Origin of the sequence: Synechococcus elongatus PCC 6301 (assembly GCF_000010065.1) — a bacterium.
In the GTDB taxonomy this organism is placed as follows: Bacteria; Cyanobacteriota; Cyanobacteriia; order Synechococcales; family Synechococcaceae; genus Synechococcus; species Synechococcus elongatus.
The window spans coordinates 749,608-760,751 of the sequence record NC_006576.1; the positions used below are offsets into that span (position 1 = coordinate 749,608).

Consider the following 11,144-nt stretch of genomic DNA (forward strand, 5'->3'; position numbering starts at 1 on the left):
ACTCCTAGTTGTTGCTAACGTTCCCCATCCGTTCACTGCGGCGCAGACGCAATTGTGTCCGAATCAAAAGTCCCAACGGAATCAATCCCAAACCAAACGGCGCGATCGCCAGTAGAGGTAAGGCACTCAAACTCACAATCGCTGAGCCAATCCACAGGGCTGCAGTCAGAATCGCCCAAGTCTGGCTCTGCTGCGTCAGCAGGAGGCGACGTAGGAGGCGATCGCTTTCGCTGGCACGGACACGCACGCGCAAATCGCCCTGCTCTAACTTGTCCAGCGTGTCATCCAAGCGGCGCGGCAGCCCCAAGGCTGAGTTGCCCACCGCAAGCGCTTGGCGACTGAACTCATTCAACAAACCAGCAGGATTCGGAGTGGCGTCAGACATAATCTCAAGGGCGTAGGGTTTGGCAACCGTCATGAAATTGAAATCGGGATCCAAGCCTTTGCCAACCCCTTCCAGGGTCGAAAACGCTCGCATCACAAAGGTAAAGGTAGCGGGAAAGCGAAACGGCTGGTCGTAGGCAATCTCGTAAATATCGTCGCTAATCGCACTGATCGACTGGCCTTCAAAGGGGCGATCGAGGAAGTTATCGAGCAGATATTGCACCGATCGCCGCACAGGGCCGAGATCGCCTGTGGGCAAAAGCGCTCCCAGTTCGACTAGGGCACTGACGATATCATCAGCATCTTTGCGGGCAATGCCTAAGAAGACCTGCATCAACTTACTGCGGACATCAGTGCGAATCTCGCCCATCATGCCGAAGTCGTAGAAAATCAGGCGACCCGTCGGACTAACCGCCAAGTTGCCCGGATGCGGATCAGCATGGAAGAAGCCGTGATTGAGCACTTGGCGTAGGTAGGCTTCGGCGTTGAGCTGCGAAATTTTCTGGCGATCGAGGTTGGCCGCTTCCAGCGCCGTGTAGTCACTGATTTTGATGCCGGGCAGATATTCCAGCGTCAGCACCCTCGGACTGGCATAGCGCCAATAGACTCGCGGCACCAGCAACCAGTCGCAGTCGCGAAAATCACGCCGAAAGCGATCGGCATTGCGACCCTCGCGCAGGTAGTCGGTCTCTTGCCAAAGGATTCGGCAGCATTCTTCGTAAATGCCCACCCAATCGCGCCCTTGGCCCCAGCGGCGATGGCGCTGAAAGTATTCAGCAATGCCCCGCAGAATCGCCAAATCGACGGTAAACAGTTGCTGGAGGCCGGGGCGTTGCACCTTGACCACCACGGCTTCGCCGGTCTTCAGACGGGCGCGGTGAACTTGGCCTAGGCTGGCGGCCGCGAGAGGAACCGGATCAAAGTCACTGAACAGTTCTTCAGGACTCGCCCCCAATTCATTGCTCAGGATCTGTTGAACCTGCTCTAGATCAAAGGCTGGGACTTGATCCTGCAGCTTCGAGAGTTCTTCGACATACTCGGCTGGAAATAGATCGGCCCGCGTTGAAAAGAGCTGCCCAACTTTAATAAAGGTTGGCCCCAGATCCAGACAGGTTTCGCGGATCCAACTCGCTAATTTGCGGCGGCGTTGGTTTTGGCGATCGCTACTGAATCCTCCGAAATACGTCCAAGGTCGCTGAATCAGCCACAGTCGAAAACTAAGCAGCAGCACAAACCGCCAGATATCGGCACTGCGCTGCCAGCGTGGATAGCGTCGCCGATCCCAGCGATAGCGACGACGGGGTGGCTGGGGCGGCGAGGGAGCCGCTGCGATCGCGGCTGACTCAACAGAGAGAGCAGTCACAGCCACCTAGTCTGAAAGAGATTGGCGATACTGCTGCAGCGCAAACCGGGTTGCAGCAATTTCCGCTCGTAGGTCATCCAACAGGGCTTGCAGATCCACATCCGTCGGACGGCTCGGTGCTGGCTCCTGCTCCAGATCCGTCTCGGCTTGCTGAATCACTTCCTGCACGAACTGCTGCAGCGTTTGCCGGTATTCTGCTTCCCAAATGCCGAAATCACTGAGGCGATCGGCAACCACTTCGCCCGAGGGCGCGCTGAAATTCACGGACGAGCGATCGCCCCAAGAAAAAGGCTTCCCGGCTGGGATCAGACGGAGCAGACAAGATAGCGTTAACAAACGGCAACAGGGGCCATTATAACGATCGCCACTCGTCTGGCTCTGCTGCGATCACTACTGGAGCGGCGGTGCAGTGGGGGTTGGAGCGACTGGCTCGGGTGCGGAGGGCGCGATCGGTTCGGGTGCGGGAGACGGTGTCGGTGCAACCAAGCTAGGCTCTGTAGCGCTCTCGGTGGATGGAGCCGCCCAAGCTGGTGGTTGCTCGCTCAGGCTATCTGTGGCGGCCGCGTCGGGAAACTCTTGGCTCGGCATGGGCATGACCGGCAGATCGGGTGCGATCGCTGTTGAGGGCTGGCTAGACCACTCGTCAACGGCACTAGGAGGATTGACGGCACCGTGGCGGGCTTCTAGATCACGGTAGTGGGTGCCGGGAAGATTCGCTTCTGGAAAATCCTGTTCGCTCTGCAGGATATTCGCTACTGGATTGAAGGTGGGGCGACTGAATCGCAAGGTCAGGGCAAAACTGGCGCCAAAGCCACATCCGATCGCGATCGCGAGCCATAAGCCGCCGTGAATTGCCGAGCGGCGGGGCTGGCGGGGAGGCGGACTGCTGGGACGTCTTTGTCCTGAACGCGCTGCTGCTTGGGAGGGCTGCTTAGGCGAAACGATGATAGTGCGATCTTCGGGACGACTCATCGTGGCAATCTCATGAACAGCTCCAGCCCAGTCCAGGATCGCCAAGGGCGATCGCCTTCAGACTAGCGATAGTTAGTGAACTGCAACGGCGCCGGAACGTCCTGTTGCTTGAGGTATTGAATCACAGTCTGCAAGTCATCCTTCGACTTAGCACTGACCCGCAGGGCATCTCCTTGAATCGAAACCTGCACTTTCTTGAACTGGTCACGAATCTGTTTCGACAGATCCTTCGCCAGCTCGCTGCTCAGGCCCCGCTGCAGGGTAATGACCTGACGAACGCGATTACCGCTCGCAGTTTCGACTTTGCCGAAGTCAAAAATTTTCAGCGAGAGATTGCGCTTGGCGACTTTAGTTTGCAGCAGGGTGACGACCGCATCCAAGCTGAACTCGCTGTCAGTGTTAATCGTCAGAGTCTCGGCAGTCAGTTCCAAGGTCGTAGCGGAATCTTTAAGATCGTAGCGATTGGTAATCTCGCGCCGCGCCTGATCAACAGCGTTGACCAGTTCTTGCTGATCGAAGTCGCTGACGACGTCAAAAGAGCTTGCAGTGGCCATGGGGATTTAGGAATAACGACGCGAAGAAACCCGATCGCAATCAGCGACTGCGGGCTGAGCAGGTAGCACTGCTCAATCGAAGTAGAACAAAGTGACGAGGTGGTGCTGGTCTTCAGCGTAACGACAGGTTTCCAAGAGCGTGTGGCTGTCGTGGAAGGCAAAGCAGATCAGCTGCTGGCAGCGCGTCACGATCGCCTGGTTGCAGAGGGTGCTGGCTTCCGCCAAAGACAGGTGGTCATTCTCGGCATGTTCAACCAGGTGAATGACCTTTTCCAGTTGTTCCCGCGATTCTCGGGGTTGGCGATCGAGACTTTGGGGCAAAATCACCGTCAGCAGATTGGGGTCCGCTCGCATCGCACCCCGAATCACAGCCGCGTTGGTTCCCTGAGCACCGGAAGTCATCAGACGATTGCCCGCCAGCACGAGAGCGTAGCTCATCATCTCAATCAGGTGCTGGTGCGTGATCGGAACGTGGCGAGATCCAAGAATGGCAACACGCTTGGAGCTGGTTTGCTGAATAGCAGCTAGCTCTTGAGCGAGCTCGTCAATGCGATCGAGCTTGGGGATATCGAGGTCGATGGACTGGCTCAACGTCGAAACGATCGCAACGGCTTGCCCATTTTACAGCAAGCCCTGAGCTGCTGCTCTTTAACCCGCTCCTGCTCCGCATAGCACTGCCTAGGGCTGCCCCGCTTGGGAAATCCCGCAAACCGTCCCAGATCGGAAACCTGCTGGGGTCTAGCTCAGACAGGGGGATCGCAGCAGGATTGTGGGGACTCAGGACGCAGCAGCGATCGCCGGCAATCCAAGCAGAGATTGCAGCCGAGGGAAGTCAAGCGCTTCCCGCACCAAGCGGCTGACATACTGGGCTTTAACGACCTCATGCAACCGCACTTGGCCAAAGGCTTGGTCGATGATTTCCACCGTTGTCAGGGTATCGAGCTGAACCGAGAGAATCGGGATTTCCATCTCTTCGGCCCGACTGATAATTTGCGGCAGCGGCGCGACCCGACCGGTCAAAATCAAGCACTGGGTCGAGGTTTCTAAGGCCGCCAGTTGAATGTCCGCACGATCGCCGCCGGTCACCACGGCCATGTTGCGACCCTTGCGGAAATACTCCATCGCCGAGTTAACGTTCATCGCCCCAATCGTCAGGCTCTCGACCATCAGATCGAGGCGATCGCGGCAGCAGAGCACCTCAGCATTGAGGCGACTGACCAGTTCTGTGACGCTGACGCTGCGCAGCAGAGCGCTCTGGGGCAGGAGACCAAGGACGGGAATACCGCGAGCTTCGAGGAACGGCACCAGGGTTTCTCGGACATGATCTAGTTCGCTCCGAGGCACGGCATTGAGCACCACTCCCAAGAGGCGATCGCCGAGGGATTGTTGCGCCGCTAGCAGACTGTCCACCGACCCTGTTTCGGACCAACGATTGGCCAGCAAGACCGGCGCGTCTAAGGCCGCAGCCACAGCCGGCAGATCCAGACTGAACACCTGACCATCCACCAAACGGCCTGCGCCTTCAATCAGGGCAATATCCCCTGGCGGGCGATCGCGATACTGCTGGAGTTGGGTGAGGTAATCGGTACTATCAGTTTGCGCTAACCGCCGCTGCACACTGGTCGGATCCAGCATCACCAACGTGGGATAGCGCTGATCCTCACTGAGGTTGAGAGTTTCTGCGATGAAGCGAACGTCTTCATCGATCAGGACAGCGCCCGGTTTAACTGAACTGTCTTCAAAGCAAGTGCCCAAGGGCTTGCCGTAGGCAATCCTCAGCCCTTGTTGCTGAAAATACTGCGCAATCCCCAGCGTCAGTGCTGACTTACCGCTATAAGCTTCGGTGGACCCCAACAGAAGATATGGCGAAGACGGCAGCACTTTGCCCCCTGGATCATTTTCGTGGCGAATGTCCGACCATTTTAACGGCGTCTTGAACCCTCCCCAGTACTCCGCCATCAAAATTTTGGGCTGGTTGACCCAAGTTGATCCGCCGCTGGCCTTCGATGGGGTTAGCTGTCGTAACCCAGCAATCGCCGGTAAAAAGCCCCAGGAAAATCTGTTTTCTGCATGCGTTGGTAGCCCATCAACATATCGATCAGATATTCCAGAAATTCGTGGTTGGGCAGCAAAATTTCGTAGGTCAGTTCAGCGTCGTTGTTGAACTGCAGGTGGCAGCGCGTCATATCAGCGGGCAGCGGGGTTACCGTCCAGGTGGCAACAAAAGAAATGGGTGCCCCTCCTTCCACAGCACGACTACCTTCAATCGAGCTGCCTTGATAGAGACTGAGGGCATAGGGTAGGTAGCGGCGCCGATTCGCCTGAGAATAGTAAGGGGTATAGAGTGACACTGCCCGGGGATCTGCTGGGACCAGTTCATCAATTCGCATGGGGATGACAAGACCTCAAGCGTTAGGTTGCCTAGTCTGTCCTAACAGGTTTGCCGCTCCTCGACCAGAGTCTAGGGACTCAAAATGCCCATGTTATGGTTCAGGAGATGTGTTTGACTGCCCTCAATGGCTGCAGCTTGGACTGTTGCATTCGGCCTGTCCCTGCTTTCAATTCTTTGGGTGGAGCTGGTTCGCGATAGTTATCACACCTTGGCCCACTATTGGACGCCGCTCTATCGGCTGCATGTCTGGCATCACAAGGTTTTTCGCCCCGATCTGACGGTTGTCGATCCAACGATCTACAGTCGCGCCCACTGGTATAACGATGTCCCAGAAGCCAGTGTGATGCTGCTCTGCGGCGGTTTATTCGGCTGGCTGGTACAGACCTGGGTGACGGTTGGCGCTTGGCTGCCGTTTCTCGGTTGCTTCTACACCTTGATCTTTCTGGGTGGGGCGATCGCGCGGGGATTGGCCGTACCGGGGGCTGATGCCCTGACGGACCTGACGCACTTGCCCGGTCCTTTCACTGCGCCCCCCAGCGCTTGGTTAGTGAATCGCACCTACCATTGGCGTCATCACTTTGATAGCCAAACAGCCTATTTCTGTGGCACGTTTTCATTTCTGGACAAGCTGATGGGCACCGCATTGTCGCTCAAGGGCAAAACAGTGGCGGTAACAGGGGCAGCTGGCGGATTGGGTCAGGCACTGATTGTCGAATTGCAGCGAGCGGGAGCAACGCCGGTTGCCTTGACTAGTGGTAGCCGTGCCCTGCCAGCACTCTTTGAAGATCTGGGGGTGCGAGTCTTGCACTGGCAAGTGGGGCAAGAGGCGGCGATCGCCGAAGATTTACGGCGCATTGATATCCTGCTGCTCAACCACGGCGTCAATGTTCTGGGCGATCGCTCAGCGACAGCGATTGAGCAGTCCTACGAAGTCAATGCTTTTTCGCAGTGGCGTTTGCTAGAGCTGTTCCTAGAGACAGTCACGGATAATCGCGCAATCGCTCGGAAGGAAGTCTGGGTGAATACTTCAGAAGCTGAGGTCAATCCGGCCTTTAGTCCGCTCTACGAACTCAGTAAGCGGGCAATTGGACATTTGGTGACGCTGCGCCGCCTCGACTCTCCTATTGTCTTGCGCAAACTCATCCTTGGGCCGTTTCGCAGCGATCTCAATCCCTATGGCGTGATGTCCGCTCGCTGGGTAGCTCGCCAAGTGGTAGCTCTGGCCAAGCGCGATATTCGTAACATTATCGTGACAATCAACCCCTTAACCTATCTGCTCTTCCCAATCAAAGAAGTCAGTGCTTCTTGGTACTACCGCTTATTTAGTCGGTCGGGGCGATCGCTAACGTTTACAGACTCTTCAGCAAAAGTTCATGAAGTGATTAACCAGCCTAGAGAGAAATTTCTACGATAAGAACATCCTCGGATGGCTATTCTGAGCTGTTGGGTTGAACATTACCGCTTTGCATTTTAGTGGTTGAGGAAAGCAGAATGTTAGAGTCTTTAGCTTTGGCGATCGGGATCAGTATCGTCATTGTGATCAGCAGTTGGCATGAAGCCTAGAGATAATGAGCTGATCGGACCTCTCTTTTGAACTGCAGTGGTTGTCTTGTTCAGTTGTTACAGACTGAAATCTTGATCGGCTTCTTAATCAACAGCAAATAGATCTTCAAGGTCTTCCAAATCAAGATCGGGTAAATCATCCAGCCCCGGCATTTCAGAGCATGAATCTGGTTGAGATTCTAGGCTGGATGAGGTAGGGTCATCAGCCTGACTTGGCTGCAGTTCTGGAGCGACCATCTCAGAATTCTGAGCTTCAGTCAGGTAGTCAGTTTCAACTTGAACTGTGGAGAAGTCAAAGGCTTCAGCAGACTCTAAGTCTTGAAGAAGATCACTCGTCAGGGAATCTTCCGGGCTGTCAGCACCTACATCAGTCAGAAAATCAGTGGCTGCAGCGAGAATCTCTGCATCGAAGTCTGTCATTTCATCAATGATGACTTCATTACTCAATTCAACAGCTGTGGGATTAGCAAGGCTAAGGGAAGGCTGTAACTCGCTCGGTACAATCACTTCCTGATTCGCAAGGGTAGATAGCACTGCAGCAGGTTCCAAAATAAATGTGGGTGACTGCTTCACTCCTTCAGTTTCTTCTACCGAAACGGAAGTCACAGCATGAATGTCTCCCCAGCGGAGATAGCTATCCGGCAGGCTGGTAATTGTCTGTTCCGATAGACGCTGAAGTTGGGGAGACTGCTCAATCGGTAGACCAATGAGCTGACTGTTGGTATTGCCTTGATCGATTTTGATCAGAATGAGAAAGCGAGCCGATTCTAGCCGAGTTTTAGCAGCCGTGGCTGAGGAATGAGCAACCCCCAATAAATGTTGTTCAATATCAATGACCGTTACTTGTTGGCCTTGATAACTGACTAAGCCAAAGCCTCGCTGATTAGGATCACCATAAAGAGCCGGCATTTGGATAACCTTGCCCACACTTTCAATGGGCAGGGCAAATTGCTGGTTGGCGATTGTAAAAATGAGAAACTGTCGCAAGCTTTGCTGGGAACTATTACGCGATCGCTGTAAACGACGGGGAGTATAGGTAGCCATGACCGAAATCCTAAGACTGTTTCACTTGAATTAGTTCTTGTAGGGTCTGGAGCAATTCTGGCTCGCGGAAAGGTTTGGTGAAGTAGGCGGCGGCTCCCAGATTGAGCGCTAAGCGCCGGTGCTTATCCCCGCTGCGTGAGGTCAACATAGCGATCGGTAGGTTTGCGCCAGCAACGATATTTTTGACTTGAGTCAGGAATCCATAACCATCCAACCGAGGCATCTCCACATCACAAATGGCGGCTTCAACCTTTAAGCCATCTTTTAGTTTATCAATGGCTTCTTGGCCATCCTTAGCTTGTTCAACTCGATAGCCTGCTTTCTCTAAAATATTGGCTAAAAACCGTCTGACATTAATCGAGTCATCGATAATTAAGATGCTCTTCTGAGAGGGAAGTTGATAGGTTGCTGGCTGTATCGCTTTCAAGGAAAGACGACTAGGAACATTCGAATTCTGAATCCACTGCAAGAGCGAAAAGGTATCGACTAAAGGAACAATTCGCCCGTCACCCAGAATAGTGCAACTACTAAATCCCGGCGGCAAAGGAATCGTGCTATTTACTTGACGGATTGTAACCTCCTGTTCTCCCCAGTAGCGATCGACTTGAATGCCGACGAAACTATTGCCCTGGTTAACAAGAAGAACAGTAGGCTGATTGATTGTCGGGACACCATCTAAACTAATGGGCGGGCAGGGCCGACTAAACTGAAACCACTGATCGAGCTGGAGCAGCGGAACCAGTATCTCATCGAGATTAAGAACTGTTTGACCAGCACTATTTAGAATCCAGCTTGGATTGAGTTCAATAATTTCCTCAATTACATCAGTCGGGATGGCAACTAGAATATTGCTGACCTCGATGAGGAGAACCCGTGCAACCGAGAGAGAAAAAGGCACTGTAATCGTAAAAGTTGTGCCTTGGTTAGGTTTTGTTTCAATCTGGATATCTCCCCGAATCTGCTGAAGATTCGTGCGGACAACATCCATGCCAACCCCTCGGCCTGAGAGTTCGGTCACTTGCTCCGCAGTTGTAAATCCAGGCTCGAAAATCAAATCCAAAAGCTCGCGATCGCTGGCAGCTTCTAAGCTTGATTGATCTAGCCCCATCCGTTGGGCACGCTGGCGAATTTTCTGGAGATCAACGCCACACCCATCATCCCGAATTGTAATGACTGTTTGATTCCCTCGATAGGCTGCTGACACTTCGATGGTTGCTGTTGGGGATTTATCCCGAGATTGCCGCAGCTGAGGGGATTCAACACCATGGTCAAAGGCGCTGCGAACAAGGTGTAATAGCGGATCTGCTAGAAGCTCTAGAATGGCGCGGTCAACTAGTGTATTCTCGCCGTTGATAATGAGCCGAACGTCTTTTCCATACTCTTGCCCTAGTTGGCGAATCATCCGAGGATAGCGATTGACCAAGTCAGCAAAGGGGCGCATTCTTACTTGGGTAAGGCGACCCTGCATCTGCTTCGCAGTTCGCCGCAAAGACTGTTCTGTCTGTTCCGTCTCTTCAAGGTTCGTTTCGATATCGCTAGTAATTTCTTGAATCTGAACAATGGTTTCCATCACGTCTTGGGAAACCAAATGCAGAGGGCTGTAGCGATCGAACTCCAAAATATCAAAGTTTTGGTGCCAAGAACTGCCGCCACTACCAACCAAACCGAAAGCTGTTGTTGCTGTCGCCGCGCGATCAGTCGTAGACCGTAACTCAAAGCTCGACTGCTCGAGTCGACGAACTTTTGTCTTGAGTGTTTGCAGAAGCTGCCGCATGCGCTTCAGTTGCAAACTGAGCCCATTCCGCTCAATATTCAATTCACCAAACAATTCGCTCAGGTCTTCTAGTTGTTGAATCCCAACCCGTACAGTTCGTGCTTGGTTAATCTCTGACGTTAAATCTGTTGCATTTATTGGGGGATGAAGCGTTTGGGTTGTGATTGTCTCCGGCGTAAAGTCCAACTGACGAGCTTCAGCAACTGTCAAGCTGGACTGTATATTTTCCGAATTCCGAGTTGCTGTAATTTGATTTTGGTGAATGACTTCCTTAGTTTGAGGGAAAGTTTCTGCTAAGCCAGAATTTGCTTCTAGAGTTATCCCCTCTGGAGACTGATCTTGAGCAACAAATTGACTGGGCAGAGCATTGATTTGCTGGGTTAAAACGAGAGCCTGGCAATGTCTTAAGTCTTTAAGGATCTTGGTAGCGGTCGCCCTTAAATCAGTCGGCTGCTGTTCAAGAAGTTCAGCGATCGAGGTACAGAACTGACTGAACTGGGACAGTTCTAACATCTGCCCCAACCCCGCTAGCTCTTGGGCAACGATTGCAAATTCTTCCAATAAGCAGGGATGCTCTGGGGTTTGCAGCACCGACTCCAAACGTTGCAAGCACCCTTCAACCTCCGATTCAAACAGCAGCGATCGCATATCATCGCCCGCTTCTTCCGAGAGCATTGCCAAATCAGCGTCAGGTTGAGGGTCCCCAAACTGCTCTCGGAGGACAGCAAATAAGGGTTGGACTTGACTCTCAAGCCATTGAGGTGAAGGGTCTGTCCCCTGGCGATTAACTTGCAGAACCTGATGGAGCCGATCAACTCCCTGAAGTAGCTGACGTTCTAGAGACTGGTCAAAGTTTTTGCCGCTGCGCATCACCTTAAAGAAGTCTTCAAGTTGATGCGCTAGTTCGCTGAGGGTGTTGAAGCCCATCATGGCCGCACCACCCTTGATTGAATGGGCGGCCCGGAGGATGAGATCAACTTGCGATCGGCGATCGCTCGCTTGGCTTAAATCGACCAGTTCCTTTTCAATCGTGCCAAGGTATTCTTCAGCTTCTTCCAGAAATTGCAGTCGAAATAATCGCCTGAGGATCACTCATTG

At 53.4% G+C, this 11,144-nt stretch carries 10 protein-coding genes; 1 reads left to right on the forward strand and 9 read right to left on the reverse strand.

The features are described 5' to 3' along the window. Window positions 1-4 precede the first annotated feature (4 nt). The 7 genes from SYC_RS03480 to ebsA form a co-directional block, all read right to left on the reverse strand. Window positions 5-1,747, reverse strand: coding sequence for an ABC1 kinase family protein (locus tag SYC_RS03480; protein WP_407830099.1), 1,743 nt, complete (start codon window positions 1,745-1,747; stop codon window positions 5-7). Between the two features lie 6 nt (window positions 1,748-1,753). Next, on the reverse strand, window positions 1,754-2,011 hold the full coding sequence (locus SYC_RS03485) for a DUF6825 family protein (protein ID WP_011242985.1): 258 nt from the start codon (window positions 2,009-2,011) through the stop codon (window positions 1,754-1,756). A 126-nt stretch (window positions 2,012-2,137) separates the two neighbouring features. Further along, window positions 2,138-2,719: a hypothetical protein gene (locus tag SYC_RS03490; RefSeq protein ID WP_011242986.1), complete on the reverse strand. Its 582-nt coding sequence runs from the start codon at window positions 2,717-2,719 to the stop codon at window positions 2,138-2,140. A 62-nt stretch (window positions 2,720-2,781) separates the two neighbouring features. After that, window positions 2,782-3,273: a YajQ family cyclic di-GMP-binding protein gene (locus tag SYC_RS03495; protein ID WP_011242987.1), complete on the reverse strand. Its 492-nt coding sequence runs from the start codon at window positions 3,271-3,273 to the stop codon at window positions 2,782-2,784. Window positions 3,274-3,345: 72 nt separating this feature from the next. After that, window positions 3,346-3,864, reverse strand: coding sequence for a hypothetical protein (locus SYC_RS03500; protein ID WP_011242988.1), 519 nt, complete (start codon window positions 3,862-3,864; stop codon window positions 3,346-3,348). A gap of 186 nt (window positions 3,865-4,050) precedes the next feature. After that, window positions 4,051-5,232: a phosphotransacetylase family protein gene (locus tag SYC_RS03505; protein WP_011242989.1), complete on the reverse strand. Its 1,182-nt coding sequence runs from the start codon at window positions 5,230-5,232 to the stop codon at window positions 4,051-4,053. 53 nt (window positions 5,233-5,285) lie between these two features. After that, a complete protein-coding gene (gene ebsA, locus SYC_RS03510) occupies window positions 5,286-5,624 on the reverse strand; it encodes a type IV pilus biogenesis protein EbsA (protein WP_231621328.1) in 339 nt (112 codons plus the stop codon). A gap of 165 nt (window positions 5,625-5,789) precedes the next feature. On the opposite strand from ebsA, the gene SYC_RS03515 reads away from it, so the two are divergent. Continuing rightward, window positions 5,790-7,079, forward strand: a complete 1,290-nt coding sequence (locus SYC_RS03515; RefSeq protein WP_011242991.1) for a bifunctional sterol desaturase/short chain dehydrogenase — start codon at window positions 5,790-5,792, stop codon at window positions 7,077-7,079. Between the two features lie 233 nt (window positions 7,080-7,312). Here SYC_RS03515 and SYC_RS03520 read toward each other — a convergent pair whose 3' ends face one another. After that, window positions 7,313-8,272: a chemotaxis protein CheW gene (locus SYC_RS03520; protein WP_011242992.1), complete on the reverse strand. Its 960-nt coding sequence runs from the start codon at window positions 8,270-8,272 to the stop codon at window positions 7,313-7,315. 10 nt (window positions 8,273-8,282) lie between these two features. Beyond that, on the reverse strand, window positions 8,283-11,138 hold the full coding sequence (locus tag SYC_RS03525; RefSeq protein ID WP_011242993.1) for a hybrid sensor histidine kinase/response regulator: 2,856 nt from the start codon (window positions 11,136-11,138) through the stop codon (window positions 8,283-8,285). Window positions 11,139-11,144: the final 6 nt, after the last annotated feature.

What these genes read in the sequence shown, in the direction of transcription:
- SYC_RS03520 (WP_011242992.1), bottom strand. Translation starts at nt 8,272, where the DNA reads ATGGCTACCTATACTCCCCGTCGTTTACAGCGATCGCGTAATAGTTCC.
- SYC_RS03515 (WP_011242991.1), top strand. Translation starts at nt 5,790, where the DNA reads ATGGCTGCAGCTTGGACTGTTGCATTCGGCCTGTCCCTGCTTTCAATT.
- SYC_RS03505 (WP_011242989.1), bottom strand. Translation starts at nt 5,232, where the DNA reads ATGGCGGAGTACTGGGGAGGGTTCAAGACGCCGTTAAAATGGTCGGAC.
- SYC_RS03495 (WP_011242987.1), bottom strand. Translation starts at nt 3,273, where the DNA reads ATGGCCACTGCAAGCTCTTTTGACGTCGTCAGCGACTTCGATCAGCAA.
- SYC_RS03490 (WP_011242986.1), bottom strand. Translation starts at nt 2,719, where the DNA reads ATGAGTCGTCCCGAAGATCGCACTATCATCGTTTCGCCTAAGCAGCCC.